This is a genomic window from Streptomyces spiroverticillatus, assembly GCA_014650415.1.
In the GTDB taxonomy this organism is placed as follows: Bacteria; Actinomycetota; Actinomycetes; order Streptomycetales; family Streptomycetaceae; genus Streptomyces; species Streptomyces spiroverticillatus.
Genome location: BMUX01000038.1, coordinates 1 through 21122, shown reverse-complemented (window position 1 = coordinate 21122; position 21122 = coordinate 1). Strand labels below are relative to the sequence as shown.

Below are 21122 nucleotides of genomic sequence, written 5' to 3'. Positions count from 1 at the left end.
GGGAGGCCGTACCGGCGCTCCTGCGGGGGCTAGAGGGCCTGCAAGTGGGGCAGTCGGGCGGGCGCCAGGCGCACCGAAGAGGCCCCTGTCCATTCGAGGAGGGCGGTGCCCCAGGTGACGCCGCCGCCGAAGGCGACGGCGAGAACCAGATCGCCCTCGTGGAGGCGGCCTTGACCGGCCGCGGTGGCCAGTGCGTACGGAATGCTGCCGGCGCCGATGTTGCCGACCTCGTCGCCCACGATGACGAGTTGGGCGTCGGTGATGCCCGCGTTGTGGGCCACGTTGGTCAGCAGGACGGGGTTGGGCTGGTGCGTCACGATGGTGGTCAGGTCGCTCAGGGCGATGCGGTTGCGGGACAGGGACTCGTCGACGATCCGGGGGAAGACGTCTTCGATGAACTTGCGTACTCCGGGGCCGTTCATGCTGATCTTCTGGCGGCGGTCCGAGGGGGCGCCGGGGCCGTTCGGCAGTCGACTGCCGCCTTGGGGGATCAAGGCGTAGTCGGCGAACCGTCCGTCCGATCCCAGGGCGAAGTCCAGGAAGCCGCCGCGTTCCGTGGGGCCGAAGATCGTGGCGGCGGCGCCGTCGGCGAACAGAGAGGCGGTGGCGCGGTCGGTGGTGTCGAGGAACTTGGAGTACGCCTCCACTCCGACGACTGCCGCATAGCGGGCCTGCGGCGTGCAGACGAGCCAGTCGTGTGCGACTTTGGCCGCGAAGAGCCAGCCGGAACAGGCTGCGGTCACATCGAGGGCCACCGCGTGCCGGGCTCCGGTGCGTTCCTGTACGCGGCAGGCGGTCGCGGGCCCGAGCTCGTCGGGGGTGGAGGTGGCCACGATGATCACGTCGAGCTGGTCGAGGTCGATGCCGGCCGCCGCGCAGGCCGCCTTCACCGCGGCGGCAGCGAGGTCGGAAGCGGCTTCTTCCGGCGACGCGATGTGCCGTGAGTGCACGCCGGTGCGCCGCAGAATCCATTCCGCGCTGACGCCTGCCGAGGTGGCCACCGTCTCGTTGTCACGGCGTTGACTGGGGAGGTAGGAGCCCACCCCGATCACACCGAAGGGAGTGTGGGCGGAGCGGTTGCGGGGGGTGGGGGGCATGGGGAGGCACCTTCCAACTGGCTGAGGGGGGATGGGAGTCCGCGGGAGGAGCTCTGCCGGAGGAGCGCTCGCGGGACCGGGCCGGCGGCACGGTCGTTCTGTCTGCCGTACGGGCTGTCTGTCGTACGGGGCAGGGAGCGAGCGGATGTGACGGACCGTGGGAGTGGACGGCGCTGCCCGACGGGAGGTCGTCCGTACGGTGCTGGCGGATCACCCTCACTGTTCTGGCACACATCCCAAGGGCATGCGAGGGCGCTGGGGCAGCAGTGCGGCGCACAGCGCACGAGGCCGCGCACCAGGAACGCGCGCCCCACCCCGCTCCCGCGCCCGGCGCGTCGACCGGGTGCGCCGGATGCGCCGCAGTGCGCCGCCGACCCCCTTTACAGGGCGCCACGCACGAGCGCTTAGTTGACGGAGTCGGACAGAGCCGGATGAAGGCGAACGGACCCGAACAGGTGCGAACGTCGTCGAAGGCCGCTGTGCCTTCCGCAGTTTCGCGGACGGTCCCCAGCCGGGCACCGCGGCATCGGACCGGCCCTCATACGGCACCGCTGGAGCAGCCTCCGCGTACGCGGTTGCACTGACCGCTCCTGTGGTTCCGGCCGCCCGGCCACCCCCTGACACACCACACCACGCACCACACACCACGTGAAGGAGCACTGCCATGTCGATCGAAGGCACCATCAAGGGCATCCTCGTCGAGGACCTCAACGTCGACCACGCCCCCCAGGACATCATCGGGACGCTCAGCATCCGTGACGACCTGGGCGTGGACTCCCTGGGATTCGAGGAACTGCGCGCACGCTGCGAGGAGGAGTTCAAGGTGAACATCTCCGAGGAGGACTACGGATCGGACGCGTTCGCCACGGTCCAGGCGCTCACTGCCCTCATCCTGCGGCTCACCAGCACCGCCGCCGCCTCCGGAGGGCAGGCGTGATGGCCGACACCGAGCCCCGGCAGATGGGCTTCACCGAGATCAAGGAATGGGTCCGCCACCGCTACCCGGTCAACTACCTCGACCGCATCACCGACTGGACCCCCGGCGAGTCACTGACCGCGCTCTTCAACGTCTCCGGGTCGTTGCCCTGCCTCGTCGGGCACTTCCCCGAACGCGCGATTCTCCCCAGTTCGTCCACCATGATGGCCTTCGCGCAGTGCGGGATCGTCCTCTACCAGCTCAGTACGCGCAAACTGCGGGACGACGAGATCACGCTGATGGGCAACAGCACCATCAGCTCCCGCCGGATCCTCGTCCCCGGCGATCAGATCACCCTGCACATCTCCTGCGACCGGCTGCGCGACAACTACCTGCGCTTCACCGGTACCGCCTACGTCGACGGGGAGGTGGCGAGCCGCGTCCGCACGTCCCTCATCCGCAAGAAGGTCGCCGACCTGGGGCCACAGCTGTGGTGAGCCCCCACCCCGTGGCCCCCACCCATGCCTGCGTGACAGGCATGGCCTGGTCCACGGCCCTGGGCGACGACCTGACCGAGACCTGGAGCGCGCTGCGCGCGGGACGGGACGGCTTCCGCGAAGTGCCCTCCGACCGGCCGCTGCGCAACCGGCTGGCCGCCGACATCCCGGGCCTCCCGCACACCCTGACCGCAGCCCGGCGCATGCACCTGCTGACCGTGCGCACCGTGGAGGCGTCCCTCAAGGACGCCGGGGCGGCGGCGGCCGACTGCCGCCTCGTCGCGGGCACCAGTTTCGGCGCCCTCCTCGACACCGCCGACGACGGCGACCCGGCTCACCCCGGCGCCGAAGGTTCCGGCGACATCGCTACGGGTGGCGTCGATACGGGCCCCGTGGATCCGGGCCCCGTCGGCCCGGGAGGCGGCCCGCCACCGCACACCTGGCCGCGGTCCGTGGCGGAGGAACTGGGCCTGCGCACCCCCGTGCTACCCGTCAGCAGCGCCTGTTCGACCGCCTCCGACGCGCTCGCCGCCGCCCTGACCCTGCTGGCCCGAGATCCCGACACCCCCGTCGTGTGCGGCGCGGCCGACGTGCTCACCCCGGCGAAACGGCTCGGCCACACCGCACTCGCCACCATGAGCCCGGACCGTATCCGCCCCTTCGACCGACGCCGCGACGGCATGCTCCTGGGCGAAGGAGCGGGCTTCCTCGTCCTGGAGTCCCCCCAAGCGGCACGCCGCCGCTCCGCCCGCGTTCACGGCCGGCTGCTCGGGGCCGGGGCGAGCAACGACGGAGCCGGTCTGACCACCCCCAACACCACGGGCGCGGGAGTGGCCCGCGCCATCCGCGCCGCACTGCGGGAGGCCGGCGTCGCGCCCGACGAGGTGGGTGCGGTCGCCGCCCACGGCACCGGCACCCGTCTCAACGACCTCACGGAAGCACGCGCCTTGAACGACGTGTTCGACGGCGTGAGCGGGCCGCCTGTCGTCTTCGCGCTCAAGAGCCAGCTCGGCCACACCCTGGGCGCGACCGGAGTCCTCCAGACGATCGCCCTGCTGCTGGCCCTGCGGGACCGGGCAGCGCCACCCGTCGCGCACCTCACCGAGCCCGATCCCGCACTGCGCCTCCCCTTGGCGCTGCCCGGCTCCGACGCCTCCCCCCTCCCCGCTGGGGAGAAGCCCTGCGGTCTCGTCCTCACGCTCGGCTTCGGCGGGTTCAACACCTGCCTGGTCGTGGACAGCCGCAGCACGTGACCCGGCACGGACGCGCTCGCCCCTGGCGCGATCTGCCCCCGCTCTCTCCCACTGGAAGCCGCCATGTCCCCACCGGAACCCGCTACGCGCCGCGCCCCACGCCCTGCCGGACCGACAGCGCCCCTCTTCACCTTCCGCGACCCGACCCGCACCACGGAAGGGGTCCGCATCCCTCCGGCCGCCGAAGCGCTGGAGCAGAACAACACCCCCCGCCTGTACGGGGATCCGGCCGCCTGGGCCGTGGTCCAGGGGATTCGCCGCACCCTGCCGGACTGGTTCGAGAAGGACGTCGCCGGCGCCCCGCTCACCGAGACCGGTGTACTGGTCTGCAGTGTGACGACAACGCGTCCCACCCGTCGGGCGGTTGCCGCCCAAGGCGTCCAAGGGCGAATCCGGCCACGGCACTTCGCTGCCTCGGGGCCCGGCCTGCTCGCCGGCCTCCCCTGCATCGTGCTGGGCTTCCGCGGTCCCACCCTCACCCTGACCGCGCCGTACGCCGACATCGCCGACGATGCCCACGCCCTCGCACGGACCTGGCTGACCCGGGCGAACTGCCGCGCCGTGCTTCTGGTCGAGCACGCGCAGCCGGCCGACCACCTGCACACCGTGCGCTGTCACCTGCTCACCCCCAACGAGAACGCTCTCGCCGGGGCCGCCGGGGCCGCCGGGGCCGCCGACTCGGCCGAGACCGCCAGGGCCGACTGACCGCGCTCGGCCGGACACTTCGGGCCGCTCGGCTCCCCTCCCCATTACCTCTTTCGTAGCCCCGCAACGGGGCGACCGGCCTTCGGAGTTGGCATGACTACCTCCCCTTGTCGAGTGCATGGCCCGGGGGGGCACCAGCTCCGGAGGCGCTGACAGACCGCTGATGAGGGGCATGACCACCGGCCTTTCCCCAGGTCGGGAGGCTCTTCGTAATGTGGATGTGGCGATCGGCGCCGTGGCAAGGCCGGGTGAACAGCACCACCGAAGGACGCTCGGCATGATCGATATCAGCGGCATCGACGTCTTCCTCGGCCTGGACGTCGGCAAGGGCGAACACCACGCCACCGCCCTCACCCCAGCCGGGAAGAAAGCCTTCGACCGGAGGCTGCCCAACAGCGAACCCAACCTCCGCGAAGTGTTCACCAAGCTGAAGGCCAAGCACGGAAGAGTGCTCGTCATCGTCGACCAGCCAGCCTCGATCGGGGCCCTGCCGCTCGCCGTCGCCCGCGCTCTGAACTGCGACGTCGCCTACCTGCCGGGGCTCACGATGCGGCGGATCGCCGATCTGTATCCCGGCGAGGCCAAGACCGACACCCGCGACGCATTCATCATCGCCGACGCGGCCCGCTCGATGCCTCACACCTTCCGCGCGATCGAGGCCGACGACGAGACCGTCGCCGAGCTGGAGATGCTCGTCGGGTTCGACGACGACCTGGTCGCCGAGGCCAACCGGCTCTCCAACCGCCTTCGCGGCCTGTTCACGCAGGTCCACCCGCATCTGGAACCGGTCCTGGGCCCGCGCATGCAGCACCCCGCCGTCCTGGCCCTGCTCGAACGGTTCGGCTCCCCGGCCGAGATCCGCCGGGCCGGTCGGCGGCGGATCGCCACCGCGATACGCCTGAAAGCGCCCCGGATGGCGGACCGTCTGACCGACGAGATCTTCACCTCGCTCAGACGAGCAGACCGTCACCGTCCCGGGCACCGACGCCGCCACCCTGATCGTCCCGCGCCTCGCCCGGTCGCTGACCGCCGTGCTCGAACAGCGCCGTCTACTGGAGAAACGACTCGAAGAACTACTGGCGGCCCACCCTCTTTCCGCCGCCCTGACCTCGATGCCGGGAGTCGGGGTCAGGACCGCAGCCCGCCTCCTCATCGACGTCGGCGACGGCGACGGCACCAGGTTCCCCTCCGCCGCCCACCTCGCCGCCTACGCAGGACTCGCGCCAACGACCCGCAGCTCGGGCTCCTCGATCCGCGGCGAACAACAGTCCAGGAGAGGAAACAAGCAGCCCAAGAGGACCTTCTTCCTCTCCGCGTTCGCCGCTCTCTCCGACCCCGCCTCCCGCATCTACTACGACAAGAAGATCAAGGAGGGCAAGCACCACACTCAAGCCCTCCTCTGCCTCGCCCGCCGCCGGGCCGACGTCCTCTTCCGTCCTCTTCGCGATGCTCCGCGACGGCACCTTCTACCAACCGCCAACCCCCGTGACCAGCTGAGGAGTTAGCTTGCTCCGTCGCTCTCCGGCCGAAGCCGCTGACGAGCTGCCTCAAGCCGCTGCCCATAGTCCGCCGCGAACAGCTCAGGCAGCGTTTTGTCCAACGTCCCGGCGATTCGATGAATCGGTGACCACACCGCCGGATCGTCGATGACACGACTGAGGTCCGTCATCTGGAGCTTCTCCAGCCAGTCCGACAACACCAATGCCTGATCGCTCGTGAGCTTGATCGTGATCTGGCTCTCGCTCATGCGCCCCAACCCCTTAGCACTCACCCTCGACCACACGAACCTACGGCCCTCACACCTTGACCGAACACATAGGGGCCCCCACCCCCGGGCCGCTCGGCTCCACCCCCCCGGCCCGCCCGGGCCACCGCCGCCGCGGGCCGCGCGCCCCCTCCGGCGGCCCCGGGCCCGCGCGCCCCACCGTTCTCCGGCCGACCCCCACCTCCCACCGCACGCGAAGGACCGCCATGGTCACCGCAGAAACCCTGCCCGACGTCCCCTCCGCCGCGTACGCCGCCCACCACCTGAACCACCTCACGACCTCCGACCTCACCCCCGGCCACACCCGGCGTCCCACCTTCGACGAAGCCCGGAAGATCCTCGACCACAGCGGCATCAGGGACCGCGGACGCCTGGTCGTCATCGCCGTGCCCGACGCCGTCACCCAGCTGACCCTCTTCCTCGCGGCGCACCACCAAGGACTGGTGCCCGTCCTGCTGCCGCGCGCCAGCAGCATCCGCCGCACCCGGCTCATCGCCGACAGCCTCGGTGCCGCCGCGCTGGTCGTCCCCACCCCGCATGACGCCGACACCCGCAGCCCCGGCCTCCCCAGGGCGGTCGCCCACCACCCCCCGTACCCCCAGCACTATCCCCCCGACCACGCCATCGTGATGACCTCGGGCACCTCCGGACTGGCCAGCGGATGCCTGCACAGGATCTCCTCGCTGTACGCCAACGCCCGGCGGCACGCGCAGGCCGTCGGACTGCGCGAGGACGACACGGTCTTCGTGAACATGCCCCTGCACTTCTCCTACGCCCTGGTCGCCCAGGCCCTGGCCGCCCTCATCACCGGAGCCCGTCTGGTCCTGGGCGGACCACCCTTCACCCCGACGCGCTACATCGACTCGCTGCGCCGGCACGACGTCACGGTCTCCTCCCTGTCCCCTTCACTGGTCCGTACGATCCTGGCAGGTGACCACCAACTCCCCTCCGTGCTAAGGGTGTTGACCGTGGGCGGCGACGCTCTGGAAGAGGTGCACACCCGCTCGCTCCTGCAACGCCAGCCCGCCACCGAGCTCTATCTCACCTACGGCCTGACCGAAGCGGGACCCAGGGTCGCGACCCTGGCCGCCCACCGGGAACCCGACCCCCGCCTGCGTTCGGTCGGCCTGCCGCTACCCGGCGTACACGTCGGCATCCGCCCGCAGGACCCCGTCCCCGGTCGCGCCCCGGACCGTACGGAGGGCGAACTCGTCGTCACCACCCCCACCGCTCTCGTACGCCATGTCGGCCCGCACGCCGACGCACGACGTGGACTGATCGCGCCGCGCACGATCGCCACCGGCGACATCTTCGCCGTCGAGGACGGATACCTCTACTTCCGCGGCCGGGCACGCGACTTCATCATCGTGAACGGCGACAAACTCTCGCTGCGCTGGATCCGCGAGCTCGTCGGAGCGCTCCCCGGCGTCCTGCACGTGCGCACGACCCCTCGCCCCGGGCCCGGCACGGACAGCGGTCAGCGGTACGACCTCGACATCACCGCCTCCGAAACGACGCCCCAGCTCAAACATCAGGTCCACCGCGCGCTCAAGGAGATCCTGCTGCGCGCCGAGTGGCCCGAGACGATCCGCTACGCCGAGTCCTCCACCTCAGGGTTCACCAAATGACGCACCAGCCCCGCCCCGAGGCCTCCACCGCCGCGACTGCCCGCCGCTCCACGGCGGCCGTCCCCCGGCCGCTCGCCGGAAAGACGGCCCTCGTCGTCGGCGGCACCAGCGGAATGGGGGCGACCACCGCACGCGCCCTTGCCGAGGCCGGCGCCACCGTCACCGTCGCGGGCCGCCGCCTGCACACCGGCCGCGACGTCGCCGACCGCATCACCGCGTCCGGCGGCACGGCCCACGCCCTGACGGTGGACGTCACCGACGAAATCTCCGTACGCCACATGTTCGACCAACTGGACACCCTCTACGAGCATCTCGACATCGCCGTCAACTGCGCGGGCACCATCGGATCAGGACCCACGCCACTGCACCGCATCGGGGAACCCGCCTGGGACACCCTCATTGGCACCAACCTCACCGGCTGCTGGCGCGTCCTGTCCCACGAAGCCCGCCGCATGCTGCGCCGACGCAGCGGCTCCATCGTCAACTTCTCGTCCGTGCTGGGCCTCACCGACGGAGGTGCCTATCCCGGCATGGCGGCGTACGCCGCCGCGAAACACGGCATCGTCGGCCTCACGAAGGCGGCCGCGGCCGAGTACGGACCACGCGGCCTGCGCGTCAACGCCGTCTGCCCCTCCTTCGTACGCAGCGACATGCTCGATTCCCTCGTCACCGCCGACCAGGCGGAACAGGTCGCGCGCAGCTACCCCCTGCGCCGGATCGGAGAGCCCGAGGAGATCGCGGCGACCGTGGTCTTCCTCGCGTCCGACGCAGCCGCGTACCTCACCGGACAGGCCATCGCCGTCGACGGCGGCTACACCGTCCGCTGACCTGCACGCCCCGCCCAACCGTCGGCTGACCCGCAGGGCCCACCCAGCCCTCACCACCTCACCACCTCACCGCACAAGGAGACCCGCCATGAGCCTGCTCACCGGCAAGCGCATCGTCATTTCCGGGCTGCTCGACGAGCAGTCCATCGCCCACGCCGTCGCCGCTTCCGTACAGCGGCACGGTGCCGACGTCATCCTGACCAACGTTCCCGGGCACCGGTTCGCGATGATGCGGCGCGCCGCCAAGAGCCTGCCCGCCCCGCCCGTCGCCATGATCCCCGCGGACTTCGGCTCCGCAGCCGACCTCGACAGGTTCAGTACGGACGTAGCCGGGCACTGGGACCACGTCGACGGCGTCCTGCACTCCGTGGCCCACGCACCACGGGGCGCCCTTGACTCGTTCCTCGACACCAGCTGGGACGACGCGGCGCGCGCCCTGCACGTCTCGGCGTTCTCCCTGAAGGACCTCGTCCGCGCCCTGCACCCGCTCCTCACCCGCGCCCCCGGCGGCGCCTCCGTCGTCTCCCTCGACTTCGACGGCACACAGGCCTGGCCGGGATACAACTGGATGGGCGTCTCCAAGTCGGCCCTCGAAGCCATCTCCCGCTACCTGGCCCGCGAGCTCGGCCCCGACAACATCCGCGTCAACACGGTGGCCGCGGGTCCCGTACACAGCCGCGCCGCCGGTGGTGTGCCCAGCTTCACGGACTTCGAACGCGAGTGGTCGGCCCGCGCACCCCTGTCCTGGGACGCCGACGACGCCGACGCCGTCGCAGGCCCCGTCACCTTCCTCTTCTCCGCCCTCGCCCAGGCCGTCACCGGCACGGTCCTGCATGCCGACGGCGGCTTCCACGCCATGGGCATGGCGGGTCCTCAACCGCTGGAGGCCGTGGCCGAGAGCGCCGTGCAGGCCGTTGCGGAAGGACAGGGTGCCGCTGTCGTCCTGCACTAGCGGTTACGTGTCGCGGTCCGGGCCACGTTTCTCCGGGAGGGGGGGCGGGGCCCGTGCTCCTGCGGCAGGTGTGTGGAGACTCGCCCTGCCCCCGATCGCGGTGTCGATCGGGGGCAGGGCGTTTCTGCTGCGGATGCGCGGGCCGAGCTCCGCCACCCGCCCGGCGGCAGGGGCGCCGACGAGGTCCACGACGTGCTCGCCCACGCATTCGGTGGCCCTGCGGCCGGCTCTGACCGCCCAGTTGCGTCGACGGCGAGCGGGGCGGCCGTCGCGCGGGGCACACCGGGGGCGGGATCCGGGCGAGCGGCAACGCGTGGTGGCTCAACTGGCCTACAGGCTCGGGCGCGAGGTGGCGTTCGGGTTCTTCCGGGGGAGTGGCCCGCAGGGGCGCTGATTCCTCTGGTCGCTGGGGGTGCCGGACCAGCGGAGACGATCCGCGCGGCACCCCGCCGTCCCCGGGGTCGGCCATCACCGTGCTCGCCGACCTCCGCCACGGCCCGGCCCTGCCGAGGGCCGTCGAACGGGGCGACTGCGCCGACACCGGCCCCGCCACGACCGAGGCCATCGCCCGAGCAGTCCGCTCAGGCGATGGCCTCGGTCTCGGGAGGGTCAGACCGCAGCGAAGGGGGACGGCGGTTTCGGGTGACCCGACAGACCTACGTCGTTGGTCGACAGCCCACCGTCGATCATGAGCGTGTGACCGGTCACGAAGGAGGCCGCGGGGGAAGCCAGATAGACCACGCTGGGCGCGACCTCGGCGGCCTCCGCCCACCGTCCCATCGGTACGTGCGCTGTCAGCCAGTCGGAGACGGCGGGCACGGTGTGGACCTCGGCTGTCATGTCGGTGCGTACCCAGCCCGGGCACACCGCGTTGACCCGCACTCCTTCACGCGCCCACGCGACGGCCAGGCTCCGCGTGAGGGAGATCTGCGCCGCCTTGGTCATGGCGTAGAAATCCATGCCGGGTGCGGCGACCGTTCCGGCAGCGGAAGACACCAGGATCAGGCTCGCCCGGGGTGAACGGGCCAGGTGCGTATGGGCCGCGCGGCACAGGGCGACCGTGGCATCGAGGTTGACGGTTCGTACGCGAGTCCAGTCTTCGGGCGGTGCGACGGAGAAGGGAAGCAGCTTGGTGCGGCCCTGCTCGTCCGTGGGCACGACCCCGGCACAGTGCACCACGGTGTCCAGTCCGCCGAGCATCTCGGCCGCCTCGTCGACGATCCGGGCTGCCTCCTCGGGCTGGGAGAAGTCGGCGGCCAGCAGGGCGGATTTGCCCCCCAGGCCGGCGATCTCCTGTGCCGTGACGTCGAGGGCGGCGGTGGTACGAGCGCTCAGGGCGACTTCGGCACCGGCTGCGGCACAGGCGACTGCGATCGCGCGGCCGATGCCGCGCGAGGCCCCGGTCACGAGGACCCGATGGCCGGCAAGGGTGAAGGGAGGGGTGGCGTTTGCGGTGATTGCGGTCACGGCGACTCTCCTTGGCGCGGATGCGGGAAGGTGCTGGAGGGAGGGGCACGGCGCGGCAGGCGGCCAGTGGGCCGGTCGGTCGGGTTGCCCCACGGCGAGTGCCGCAGGCGTCCGGCCGAAGACTGTCGGAGGGCGCTCGACAGCGCCTGTCGGGGCGGGAAGCGTGAGGGTGCGCTGGTCGTTCCGTCCGCGTCCCGTACCGGCCGTCCTTGACGCCCCCGGCCGGGTTTCGGGCCCTGCTGGGCCCGTGTCCTCCTTTGTCGCATATCACCGGCGTGAACGCACCTCCCGGCAAGGCGCATTGGGGCAGGTGTGAACCCAGCGCATGCGCTACCGGCGCGCACCGGCGCGTGCTGACCGCGCATCAGGGCCGCGCTGTGCCATCCCTCTTTGGGGGGACGTCAAGTTCTCGGTGATTGACCCACGGGCACTCTCCAGTCGTTACCAAGATCGGATCATTGCGGTGCGAAAATCCGCAAGAAGGGAAACATCGTGTTAAGCAATGATCTTCCGTACGGGGTCTCGGCCGTCTGCGCGAGGGACTCTCGCGGCAAGGAGGCGGCAGGAACCGGACCCCACCCTCCGAGAGGGGGCCGCCTCTCTCCGCCGGAAGCGGCATGAGCGCGGACGGGCTTCGACGGGATCACATACTCGGTTCATCGGGGCACTCAAGGCGCTGAGCGCAAGCCGACGGGCCACGCCGTGTCGTGCCGATCGTGCCTGTGACAAGGCCGACCGCTTCTCCCTGACGAAGCGGACCGCGTAACCGTGCGGCGGTATGCGGGGACGGCCCCGCTGCCCACCCGGGGCGTCCGCCTCCAGGCACGTGGGCAGCGCCGATCCGTACGAACCGGGGGCGCCAACTGGCCCGCCGGCCCGCCCTGCCGCAAGGCCGGCACCCGTGCACCGTCCCTCGCCGGTCCGGCCCAACTGCGCTGCCCCACGCCACCGCTGCCCCGCCCCACCGACTCCGTCCTGGCACCGCTGGCCGCGCGCCGGCCGGCCCAGCGTGGTCCGGGCCTCATCCCCACCCCTCGTCACCGAACGGCAGGAGTCCCCCGTGCACATGCCCGCCGCAGCCACCCGGCCGCTGACCGCGGCCCACGCCGCCCGCTACCTGGCCACGCGCGTCACCAGCACGATGCGCACCGGCTCGGTTCCGGTCACCTACGAATCCGCCCACGAGGCACTGGAGCAGAGCAAGCTCCCCGCCGGATCGGTCGTCGTGATCTCCGTGTCCAGTCCCACGGCCCAACTGAACCTCTTCTGGGCCGCCCACCACTTGGACCTCGTCCCTGTCCTGATTCCCCGCAGCACCGCGCGCCACCGCATCCGTGAGACCGCCAACGCGCTGGGCGCCGCCGCGCTCGTCACCCTGATCCCCGGCGCCGCCCCGCTCCAGGGGTCGCCCCTCGCCGTCACCCGCTGGCACCCGGCATCCCCTCAACGCCACCACCGCGGCACCGTGATCCTCATGACGTCCGGAACCTCCGGGCCCCCGTCCGGATGCCTGCACCACATCGATTCCCTCTACGCCAACGCGCGCCTGCACGCCCGGGCCATCGGACTGCGGTCCACCGACACCATGCTGATCAATCTCCCGCTGCACTACTCCTTCACCCTCGTCTCCCAGGCCCTGGCCGCCATGGCATGCGACACCCAACTTGTCCTGAGCGAGCAGGCGTTCACTCCCGAGGGATACCGCAGCACACTTCAACGTCACCACGTCACCGTCTCCTCGCTCCTGCCCACCCTCGCCCGCAGCCTCTTGTACGACGACGGCCGCCTGCCCGGCAGCCTGCGCACGCTCACCGTCGGCGGTGATGCCCTCGAAGCGGTCCACGTCCGTGAGCTGCTGCGCCGCCACCCCCAGGGCGAGCTCTACCTCACCTACGGACTCACCGAGGCAGGGCCCCGGGTGGCGACGCTTGCCGCCCACCAGGAACCGTCCGAGAGGCACACCTCTGCCGGGAAACCGCTGCCCGGCATCACCACCCGCATCGGCGGCACTGCCGGACCCGGAATCCGGCAGGGAGCGGGCGAACTCATCGTCACCACTCCCACGGCGATACTCCGCCGGATCGGGGAACCCACGGGCCGGTGCCCGGGACAGGTCGCACCGAACACCGTCGCCACCGGAGACATCTTCGAGACCGATGGCGAGGGGTACCTCTACTTCCGTGGCCGCCAGTCCGACTTCCTCCGGCTCAACGGAGAGGAAATCTCGCTGCGTTGGGTGCGCGAGGTGGTCGGTTCCCTCCCCGGTGTCCTGCACGTACGCGCCGAGACCTTCAGCACCTCCCCGGCCCGCGCAGCCGTCCCCGTCCGGCACTACCGGCTGCATGTCCGAGCCGTCGAAGCCACCTATGAACTTCGCGCTCAGATCGAACGGCGGCTGCGGGAAGTTCTCATGCGTACCGAATGCCCCCGTGAACTGGTGCTGACCGATTAGAGGCCCTAACAGAATGAAGAGTGGCAGGGGAAGGAGTCACGCGCCGATTGCGTCGGCTTGGTGAGGGGTTACCCCTCCGGGGTGCTCTGCGCGTGATCACGTTCAGCGCGGAACTCGTCCAGGAGGGAGAAGAACATCTCCATCGGTGGGGTGCCCGTTGACTCGGCAGCCCGTTCGATCTCGATTGCCCAGCCCAGGTTGCTGGGGTAGGCAGTGTCCATCCGCTTCCACAACCACTCTGAGAAAGGACCATCGTTCCAGAAGTCGAAACGCTCATCGCTGTTGTTGATCCCTGCGGCGATTGCGTAGCCGACGAGCATGGAGTCCAAGTGCAGAAGAGAGCCGCGGCGCACCCACATTCCTGGGCGTAGTCTCACCTGCTCCAGGAGGTCGTCGACACTCCGCAGCTCGCTCGGCTTACGTATCCCGGGCCTGTCGGACGCTTGTTCATACATGCCAGCAGGCTACTGATGGTGGCTGGTCAGCGACCGAAGCTGTCGACGTGTGATGAGGCAGCAGGCGAGTTTGAGGAAGGGCTCATGGACGTCGGCACGCCGCTCCCAACGGACGCGGAGCCGTCTGTACCCATGCAGCCGGGCGAAAGTCCTTTCCACGACCCAGCGGTAGGTGCCCAGCCCACTGCCATGACGGGTGCTGCGGCGGGCGATGGCCGACACGATCCCCTTGGCGTGGACCTTCGCACGGTAGACGTCGTGATCGTATCCGCGGTCGGCGAAGAGTGAGTCCGGTGTGCGACGCGGGTGGCCAACTCGGCCCCGGACCCAGGGGATCGCGTCGACAAGAGGCATGAGCTGCGTGACGTCGTTGCGGTGACCGCCGGTCAGGAGGACGGCAAGCGGGGTTCCATGGCCGTCAGTGATCAGGTGATGCTTGGAACCTGCCCGGCCGCGATCGACGGGTGAAGGACCCGTGCGAGGCCCCCTTCTAGAGCCCTGACGTGGGAGGAATCGACCACGCAGCGGGACCAGTCGAGTCGTGCGGCTGCGTTCAGCTCGGCAAGCAGGGCCTCGTGCAACCGCTGCCAGACGCCGGCCTCGTTCCAGTCCCGCCGCCGTCGCCAGCACGTCATCCCGGAGCCGAAGCCGAGCTCCTTGGGCAGGTGCTCCCACTGGATGCCGGTGCAGAGTACGTACAGGATGCCGCACAGCACCTGCCGGTCCGGGACCGGAAGACGGCCGGGGTACCGAAACCTTCGCTCCTTCTTTGGCAACAGCGGCTCGATCCGCTCCCACAAGTCATCCGGCACGAGCCACGGAGGCGTTCCCATGGTCAGTCAACGTCCAACTCGTCTACCAGGCACGGCTGCCAGGGACGTTCGACCTCATTGTGTTAGCGGTTCTAAGCGGCAGCTGCCGTGACGTCCGCTGACCACGTGGAATTCAGCGACCGGCCCGTCGGATACCCGGGGGTCTGTCAATCGAGCGGTGTAACGAGGGTGGTTGGGGTTACTGGCGTGCTGCGGAGAGACGGCCGTCGAAGGTGATGTCGAAGGCGTTCAGGGCGGTCTTCCAGCGCATCGTCCAGCGGGCCTGGCCCTTGCCCGTGGGGTCCAGGGACATGATTGCCATGTAGACGCACTTCAGGGCGGCGGTCTCGTTGGGGAAGTGGCCGCGGGCCTTGACCGCCCGGCGGATCCTGGCGTTCACGGACTCGATGGCGTTGGTGGTGCAGACGATGCGGCGGATCTCGGTGTCGAAGCGGAGGAACGGAGTGAACTCTTCCCAGGCGTTCTCCCAGAGCCGCACGATTGCCGGATACTTCTTGCCCCAGGCGTCGGCGAACTCGGCGAACCGGTCGAGTGCGGCCTCTTCGGTGGCCGCGGTGTAGACGGGCTTGAGGAGCTTGGCGATCTTGTCCCAGTCCTGGCGGGCGGCATAGCGGAAGGAGTTCCGCAGTAGGTGGACCACGCAGGTCTGGACGGTGGTGCGGGGCCAGACGGTCTCGACGGCGTCGGGCAGGCCCTTGAGTCCGTCGCAGACGAGCATGAGGACGTCGTTCACGCCGCGGTTCTTGATCTCGGTGAGGATGTGCATCCAGTGCTTGGCACCCTCGCCGCCGTCGCCGGCCCACAGCCCGAGGATGTCCCGTCGGCCCTCGGTGGTGACCGCCAGGGCAACGTAGATCGGCCGGTTGGCGACGGCGCCGTCACGGATCTTCACGTGGATCGCGTCGATGAACAGCACCGGATAGACCGCGTCCAGCGGCCGGTTCTGCCACTCGGCCATGCCGTCTATGACCTTGTCAGTGATCGTCGAGATCGTCTGGCGGGAGACCTCGGCGCCATAGACCTCGGCCAGGTGGGCCTGGACCTCGCCGGTGGTCAGGCCCTTCGCGGACAGGGAGATGACCATCTCGTCCACGCCGGTCAGGCGCTTCTGACGCTTCTTGACGATCTTCGGCTCGAACGATCCGTCGCGGTCGCGGGGCACGGATATCTCGACCGGGCCGACGTCGGTCAGGACGGTCTTTGCGCGGGTGCCGTTGCGTGAGTTGCCGCTGTTCTTTCCGGCCGGGTCGTGCTTGTCATAGCCGAGGTGGTCGGTGATCTCGCCTTCCAGGGCGGATTCCAGCAGCCGCTTCGTCAGCTGCTGGAGCAGCCCGCCCTCGCCGGTCAGCTGCAGGCCCTCGGCCTGAGCCCGGGAGACCAACTCGTCGATCAGCCGGTCATCCACCGCCTTCGGCTCAGACGACTCGACGGTCACAGCCTCGGTCACGTTCTCACTGGTCATCGATGCATCCTCCATGATCGGGAGTTACACCGAACGTTTTACAGACCTCCAAAACCCCCTGCGTGACCTGCGAGAACGTTAACTACCCGGCCTTGGGGCAAGTTCACAACGCCGTGATGGAGGGGCTCCGGTCGGGGAGTTGGGGTTGGGCAGCACCGTGCGCGGGGAGCCTGAGGCTGTGTCTTGCGGGCGCTGACTGAAGCGGAACCACGCGTGGCGGTAGGGCGGCCGTTGTTTGAGAGCCGGAGAGACTTCAGGGATGGAGTTGATGCACGGTGGAACGACGGGTGCCGGTGGCCACACACTGGGGGAGCTTTGTGGCTGTGGTGGATTCGGGTCGCCTGTTGCGTCTTGAGCCCCGGGGTGATGATCCCGCGCCTTCGCCGATTGGTCCGGGCATGGTGGCAGCGGCTGAAGACGCTGCGCGCGTGCGGCATCCCGCGGTGCGCAAGGGGTGGCTGGACGGGTTGCCACGCGGCCGTGAGGGGGCGCGAGGCAGCGATGCTTTTGTAGAGGTCAGCTGGGACGACGCGCTCTCTATGGTGAGTGAGGAACTGCGCCGGGTGCGCGGACAGTACGGGGACAGTGCTGTCTTTGGCGGCTCGTACGGCTGGGCGAGTGCGGGCGTATTTCACAACGCGCAAAGTCAGCTTCAACGGTTTCTGGCGCTGGGCGGGGGCTACACCGATTCGCGCAATACCTACAGCACCGCTGCCCTTGAGGTAATCCTCCCGCACGTGATCGGAGGGGCGCCGTGGAGCTACCAGTCGCGCATGCCTCTGTGGCACGAGATCGCGGAGAGCTGTGAGTTCGTGGTGGCGTTCGGGGGGCTGGCTCTGAAGAACAGCCAGATCAACCCTGGGGGACTGGCCCGACACCGGACCCGGGAGTTGCAGCAGAGATGCCGGGATGCCGGGGTGCGATTCGTGAACGTCAGCCCAATCCGCAGTGACACTGCCGACTTCCTGGACGCCCAGTGGGTGCCGGTCGTACCCAATACCGACACCGCCCTGATGCTTGCCATCGCTCATACGATGCTGGTCAACGGCTGGTACGACGCGGACTTCCTCGCTCGCTGCTGTGAGGGGTTTGACCGCTTCACCTCGTACCTCACCGGCGACGGTGACGGCGTCGTCAAAGACGCCCGATGGGCGGCGGCGATCACTGGCGTTGAGCGCGACACGATCATCGATCTTTCTCGCCGTCTGTTCGCACAGCGTTCCCTTGTCATGGTCAACTACGCCATTCAACGGGCGGACCACGGCGAGCAGCCGGTCTGGATGTCCGTCGTGCTGGCAGCCATGGCGGGATCGCTGGGCCGGCCGGGCTGTGGTTGGGGCGCTGGCTACGCAACGATGGATGCAACGGGTGTTGCTCCGGGCCGTCGGTCCGTGGTGTCGGTGCCGCGGGTGGAGAACCCGGTGACGGACTTCATTCCGGTCGCCCGGATCGCCGACACCCTGCTGGAACCGGGATCGACCATCGACTACGACGGTCAGCGCCTGACCCTTCCGCACCTGCGCTTGATCTACTGGTGCGGAGGGAACCCCTTCCACCATCATCAGGATCTCCACCGCCTCACGAGAGCCTGGCAGCGTCCGGAAACGGTGGTGGTCCACGAAGCGTGGTGGAACACCACGGCGAAGTTCGCCGATATCGTGCTTCCGGCCGCGACCAGCCTGGAGCGCGACGACTTTGCCGCAGGGTTTTGTGACCCCCACCTGGTCGCGATGCCGAAGGTGCGCGAACCGGTGGGGGAGGCACGGACCGACCACCAGATCTTCGCCGCCCTGTCTGCCCGTCTGGGCTATGCGCGGGAATTCACGCAGGGTCGCTCCGAGAGCGAATGGGTCCGCCACCTCTACGAACGCACCCGCGCGGATCTCCGCGACGGTGCAGTTCTTCCTGACTTCGACGACTTTTGGCACCGCACCCTGGGTGTGGAACTGCCGTTGCTCAGTGGGCCGTTTCCCGGCAGCTTCGAAGCGTTGCGTGCCGATCCGCAGCGCTTCCCTCTGGGGACGCCCTCGGGCCGTATCGAGATCTTCTCCGCAGAGATCGACTCGTTCGGCTACGACGACTGCGCTGGTCATCCGATGTGGTTCGAACCCGTGGAGTGGCTCCGCGCCGGACTGGCGGATCGCTACCCTCTGCATCTGATCTCGAATCAGCCTGCCTCACGCCTTCACAGCCAGTACGACAACGGTGGTCACAGTCTCAAGTCGAAGATCCATGGCCGTGAGCCCGTGACGATCAATCCGCAGGACGCTTCGTCGCGCGGTATCGAGAGCGGCATGATCGTTCGCGTTTTCAACGACAGAGGGAGCTGTCTGGCCGGAGCTATCCTGTCGGACGCTGTGATGCCGGGCGTCCTCCAACTGTCCACCGGCGCATGGTGGGACCCGTCCCGGCCGGGACGCAGCGGCACCCTGGACCGTCACGGAAACCCGAACACCCTCACCGGCGACCGGGGGTGTTCGCGCCTGTCCCAGGGACCCAGCGCGCACAGCGCGCTCGTCGACATCGAGGTCTACGAGGGCCCAGCCGAGACGGTACTCGCCTTCACACCGCCACACCTCGAACATTGAAACGGCGCCGCCTCGCCGGGAGGCGAATCTGCCATGCTCACCCGCGACGGGTACCCGGCGGGAAGGGCCCACCGGGCACTCACTCCCAGAAGGGCGATTGCACAGCCGCGACAAGGTGATTACGGTCCGCAGCCATGACTGCACTGCAAGACCTCAAATTCGGCCAGTGGTTCAGGGGCGCGGATGTGGACGGCGACGGATTCATCACTCAGCAAGATGTCCGCCGGATGAGCGAGCGCTACATCAACGCCCGCGCAACACCCCCCGACCCCCAGACCATCCGCCGGCTCACGCAGGAGATGGACCAGTTCTGGTCCCACGCCATCGCTCCCATGGACCAGGACGGTGACGGCAAGGTCGACCTGCGGGAGATGACCGAAGGCTTCAAGAGGGTCCTGACCGACCGCACCCTCTACCCGCAGCAGATCGCACCGGTCACCAACTGCTTCTTCGACCTCGTCGACCTCAATGGGGACGGCAAGATCGACCAGTCCGAATTCCAGCAGATGTTCGACTCTGTCGCTGCCGTGCCCGGCAACGACTGTGCCGCTGTCTTCGCGGCACTGGACGTGGACAACTCCGGCGGGCTGGACCGTGATGAGTTCCACCAGGCCCTCGAAGAATTCTTCTACGGCAATGACCCCGACGCTCCGGCCAACCACATCTTCGGGAGAGTCGCCGTCTGACACCCCCCCCGGACAGTTCCATGGCGGCGCTCGGCCACACGCTCTGTCCCAGGTGGAGGGCATCGCATGGGCCGCGTCGCCGAGCAGAGCCATCCGACCGACCGCGTAGAAGTGGGAGGCGTGCACAGCGCGTTCACGTCGTGATGCAATACGGCTCGGGCCGCGTCGAGCAGGCCGGAGATCGGGACGCATCAGGAACGGAATCGTCGGCGCGGTTCGCTGGTTCCCCGTGCGCCGACGCCCGCACCGCATTCGTCGAACTCGGCGGACATGCCATCGCCACCGCCTCACCCTGACATACGTCTCCGCTTGCCTTCCACGCGCGCAGATGTGCTGGAGCGGGGCGGGTGAGTCACGCCGGTCACATGGAGCGTGGCTCTGTTCCACAGCAGAGGATTGCTGGGCAGCGTCCGCAAGCTCTGCCTCCGAGGGGCCGCCTGTTCTCCGGCGTTGATCCAGGGGCCAGGCGTCACGGCGAGCCGGTGCCGACTGCGGAAGGCCGGCGGGGTCCCCGGCCCTTCGTTTCCCCTTCTGCGGAGGTTTGCCCATGCGGCCCGTTTCCTCGCTTCTCCGACGTGAGCCGACGGGCCTCTCCGCCGGCACCCTGGCCCTGCGTAGTTCGGCCGTTATTCAGCGTGCTGTTGCCTGCTTCAGCGTACGTACGCTGGAAAGAAGTTGGCCAGTGTGGACGTGTTGAAGAACGCCGCTCAGGCTGCCCGCGTCCGAGAGCACCACGTCTTCGAAGGCGGCTCGCCTGAATCCTCTGCCTACTACCAAGTGAAGGTTGTCAAGTCCCCCTTCACCCGTGCGTGTTGAAGGGGGGTGGGATCGTTTCGCGGTCCGTGGCGGGGTGTTTAGGGTGATGTTCCCAGGGGTGCTCAGGAAGCCGGGCGTCACGGGCGGGGAGGCGACACCATCAACACCAGCCAGCCATGGAGCGACATGGGTGAGTGGGCGGTGCGGGCCGTGTGCCGCACCACCGATCCGGAACACCTCTTCGTCGAAGGTGCCGCGCAGAACCGGGCCAAGACATTGTGCACCGGGTGCCCGGTACGCACCGAGTATCTGACCCACGCGCTGGACAGGCGCATCGAGCACGGCGTCTGGGGCGGGATGACCGAACGCGAACGGCGGGCCCTGCTGCGCAGGCGCCCCTTGGTGACGTCCTGGGCGAATCTGCTGGAAGCCGCCCGCACCGCGCACGAGCAGTCGGCACCCCCGGGTGTGCCACGGATGCGCCGCGCCACCGGCTGAGCGTGGACCCCGCAAAGCCGGCCGCGCCCGCGAGGGCTGCCCGGCCCGCCCCCGCGAACAGCCCCACCAGTCGCTTGCAGTAACTGCCCGCGAAGGACTCCAGCCGGGACGGATACGCCTTCCGCTCCTCCTTACTGAGCGTTTTGCCCTGTGGAGTGTGTTTGGTCCCGGGTCAGGTGCCTCGCCAGTTGGGGGTGGCTTGGCCGGTGAGGCGTCGGGTCATGAGGTCGATCATCGCGAGGTGGATCATGGCTTCGGAGCGGTGCGGGTGGGCTTCGTAGTCGC

The 21122-nt window shown here is 69.3% G+C and carries 16 protein-coding genes and 3 pseudogenes; 12 read left to right on the top strand and 7 right to left on the bottom strand.

The features are described 5' to 3' along the window. Window positions 1–29 precede the first annotated feature (29 nt). On the bottom strand, window positions 30–1097 hold the full coding sequence (locus IE269_RS41605; protein WP_189828569.1) for a 3-oxoacyl-ACP synthase III family protein: 1068 nt from the start codon (window positions 1095–1097) through the stop codon (window positions 30–32). Window positions 1098–1761: 664 nt separating this feature from the next. On the opposite strand from IE269_RS41605, the gene IE269_RS41600 reads away from it, so the two are divergent. The 5 genes and pseudogenes from IE269_RS41600 (at window position 1762) to IE269_RS41580 (ending at window position 5965) form a co-directional block, all read left to right on the top strand. Beyond that, complete coding sequence (locus tag IE269_RS41600; protein WP_189828568.1) at window positions 1762–2034, top strand: acyl carrier protein; 273 nt, start codon at window positions 1762–1764, stop codon at window positions 2032–2034. Continuing rightward, entirely contained in the window at window positions 2034–2510 is a 477-nt protein-coding gene (locus IE269_RS41595; protein ID WP_189828567.1) for a 3-hydroxyacyl-ACP dehydratase FabZ family protein, read from the top strand. The genes IE269_RS41600 and IE269_RS41595 overlap by 1 nt, the downstream gene beginning before the upstream one ends. Window positions 2511–2551: 41 nt before the next feature. Then, complete coding sequence (locus IE269_RS41590) at window positions 2552–3763, top strand: beta-ketoacyl synthase N-terminal-like domain-containing protein (RefSeq protein ID WP_189828566.1); 1212 nt, start codon at window positions 2552–2554, stop codon at window positions 3761–3763. A gap of 63 nt (window positions 3764–3826) precedes the next feature. Continuing rightward, the gene (locus IE269_RS41585; protein ID WP_189828565.1) at window positions 3827–4468 is read left to right on the top strand and encodes a hypothetical protein; all 642 of its coding nucleotides are present in this window, start codon (window positions 3827–3829) and stop codon (window positions 4466–4468) included. A 277-nt stretch (window positions 4469–4745) separates the two neighbouring features. Then, window positions 4746–5965: pseudogene (locus IE269_RS41580) on the top strand (IS110 family RNA-guided transposase). Window positions 5966–5969: 4 nt separating this feature from the next. Here IE269_RS41580 and IE269_RS41575 read toward each other — a convergent pair. Next, complete coding sequence (locus tag IE269_RS41575) at window positions 5970–6215, bottom strand: hypothetical protein (RefSeq protein WP_189828564.1); 246 nt, start codon at window positions 6213–6215, stop codon at window positions 5970–5972. Between the two features lie 224 nt (window positions 6216–6439). Between IE269_RS41575 and IE269_RS41570 the strand changes: the two genes are divergently transcribed. The 3 genes from IE269_RS41570 to IE269_RS41560 all read left to right on the top strand — a co-directional run bounded on the left by IE269_RS41570 (window position 6440) and on the right by IE269_RS41560 (window position 9640). Then, window positions 6440–7861, top strand: coding sequence for a class I adenylate-forming enzyme family protein (locus IE269_RS41570; protein ID WP_189828563.1), 1422 nt, complete (start codon window positions 6440–6442; stop codon window positions 7859–7861). Continuing rightward, entirely contained in the window at window positions 7858–8688 is an 831-nt protein-coding gene (locus IE269_RS41565; RefSeq protein WP_189828562.1) for an SDR family NAD(P)-dependent oxidoreductase, read from the top strand. Before IE269_RS41570 ends, IE269_RS41565 begins: the two co-directional genes overlap by 4 nt. Before the next feature lie 88 nt (window positions 8689–8776). Continuing rightward, window positions 8777–9640 (top strand): enoyl-ACP reductase FabI, encoded by an 864-nt coding sequence (locus tag IE269_RS41560; protein WP_189828561.1) that lies wholly within the window; start codon window positions 8777–8779, stop codon window positions 9638–9640. Between the two features lie 609 nt (window positions 9641–10249). Here the strand turns inward: IE269_RS41560 and IE269_RS41555 are convergent. Beyond that, window positions 10250–11107: an SDR family NAD(P)-dependent oxidoreductase gene (locus tag IE269_RS41555; protein WP_189828560.1), complete on the bottom strand. Its 858-nt coding sequence runs from the start codon at window positions 11105–11107 to the stop codon at window positions 10250–10252. 1066 nt (window positions 11108–12173) lie between these two features. Between IE269_RS41555 and IE269_RS41550 the strand changes: the two genes are divergently transcribed. Next, complete coding sequence (locus IE269_RS41550; RefSeq protein ID WP_189828559.1) at window positions 12174–13559, top strand: class I adenylate-forming enzyme family protein; 1386 nt, start codon at window positions 12174–12176, stop codon at window positions 13557–13559. A 68-nt stretch (window positions 13560–13627) separates the two neighbouring features. Here the strand turns inward: IE269_RS41550 and IE269_RS41545 are convergent, their stop codons facing one another. From IE269_RS41545 to IE269_RS41535, 3 genes and pseudogenes are all read right to left on the bottom strand, one after another. Beyond that, complete coding sequence (locus IE269_RS41545) at window positions 13628–14014, bottom strand: hypothetical protein (RefSeq protein WP_189828558.1); 387 nt, start codon at window positions 14012–14014, stop codon at window positions 13628–13630. 9 nt (window positions 14015–14023) lie between these two features. Continuing rightward, window positions 14024–14864, bottom strand: a pseudogene (locus tag IE269_RS41540) (IS5 family transposase). Window positions 14865–15025: 161 nt separating this feature from the next. Continuing rightward, the gene (locus IE269_RS41535; protein WP_229898610.1) at window positions 15026–16309 is read right to left on the bottom strand and encodes an IS256 family transposase; all 1284 of its coding nucleotides are present in this window, start codon (window positions 16307–16309) and stop codon (window positions 15026–15028) included. 275 nt (window positions 16310–16584) lie between these two features. Here IE269_RS41535 and IE269_RS41530 point away from each other — a divergent pair, with 275 nt between their 5' ends. The 3 genes from IE269_RS41530 (at window position 16585) to IE269_RS41520 (ending at window position 20837) form a co-directional block, all read left to right on the top strand. Then, complete coding sequence (locus IE269_RS41530; protein WP_189828556.1) at window positions 16585–18897, top strand: molybdopterin-dependent oxidoreductase; 2313 nt, start codon at window positions 16585–16587, stop codon at window positions 18895–18897. 134 nt (window positions 18898–19031) lie between these two features. After that, complete coding sequence (locus IE269_RS41525) at window positions 19032–19583, top strand: EF-hand domain-containing protein (RefSeq protein WP_189828555.1); 552 nt, start codon at window positions 19032–19034, stop codon at window positions 19581–19583. A gap of 942 nt (window positions 19584–20525) precedes the next feature. After that, window positions 20526–20837 carry a WhiB family transcriptional regulator gene (locus IE269_RS41520; protein ID WP_189828554.1) on the top strand — a complete coding sequence of 104 codons (312 nt, stop codon included), beginning with the start codon at window positions 20526–20528 and terminating at the stop codon, window positions 20835–20837. Window positions 20838–21009: 172 nt separating this feature from the next. Here the strand turns inward: IE269_RS41520 and IE269_RS41515 are convergent. Continuing rightward, window positions 21010–21122: pseudogene (locus IE269_RS41515) on the bottom strand (IS5 family transposase); the annotation flags it as partial.

Coding starts and splice junctions, on each gene's coding strand:
- IE269_RS41605 (WP_189828569.1), bottom strand. CDS start 1,097: ATGCCCCCCACCCCCCGCAACCGCTCCGCCCACACTCCCTTCGGTGTG.
- IE269_RS41600 (WP_189828568.1), top strand. CDS start 1,762: ATGTCGATCGAAGGCACCATCAAGGGCATCCTCGTCGAGGACCTCAAC.
- IE269_RS41595 (WP_189828567.1), top strand. CDS start 2,034: ATGGCCGACACCGAGCCCCGGCAGATGGGCTTCACCGAGATCAAGGAA.
- IE269_RS41590 (WP_189828566.1), top strand. CDS start 2,552: ATGGCCTGGTCCACGGCCCTGGGCGACGACCTGACCGAGACCTGGAGC.
- IE269_RS41585 (WP_189828565.1), top strand. CDS start 3,827: ATGTCCCCACCGGAACCCGCTACGCGCCGCGCCCCACGCCCTGCCGGA.
- IE269_RS41575 (WP_189828564.1), bottom strand. CDS start 6,215: ATGAGCGAGAGCCAGATCACGATCAAGCTCACGAGCGATCAGGCATTG.
- IE269_RS41570 (WP_189828563.1), top strand. CDS start 6,440: ATGGTCACCGCAGAAACCCTGCCCGACGTCCCCTCCGCCGCGTACGCC.
- IE269_RS41565 (WP_189828562.1), top strand. CDS start 7,858: ATGACGCACCAGCCCCGCCCCGAGGCCTCCACCGCCGCGACTGCCCGC.
- IE269_RS41560 (WP_189828561.1), top strand. CDS start 8,777: ATGAGCCTGCTCACCGGCAAGCGCATCGTCATTTCCGGGCTGCTCGAC.
- IE269_RS41550 (WP_189828559.1), top strand. CDS start 12,174: ATGCCCGCCGCAGCCACCCGGCCGCTGACCGCGGCCCACGCCGCCCGC.
- IE269_RS41545 (WP_189828558.1), bottom strand. CDS start 14,014: ATGTATGAACAAGCGTCCGACAGGCCCGGGATACGTAAGCCGAGCGAG.
- IE269_RS41535 (WP_229898610.1), bottom strand. CDS start 16,309: ATGACCAGTGAGAACGTGACCGAGGCTGTGACCGTCGAGTCGTCTGAG.
- IE269_RS41525 (WP_189828555.1), top strand. CDS start 19,032: ATGACTGCACTGCAAGACCTCAAATTCGGCCAGTGGTTCAGGGGCGCG.
- IE269_RS41520 (WP_189828554.1), top strand. CDS start 20,526: ATGGGTGAGTGGGCGGTGCGGGCCGTGTGCCGCACCACCGATCCGGAA.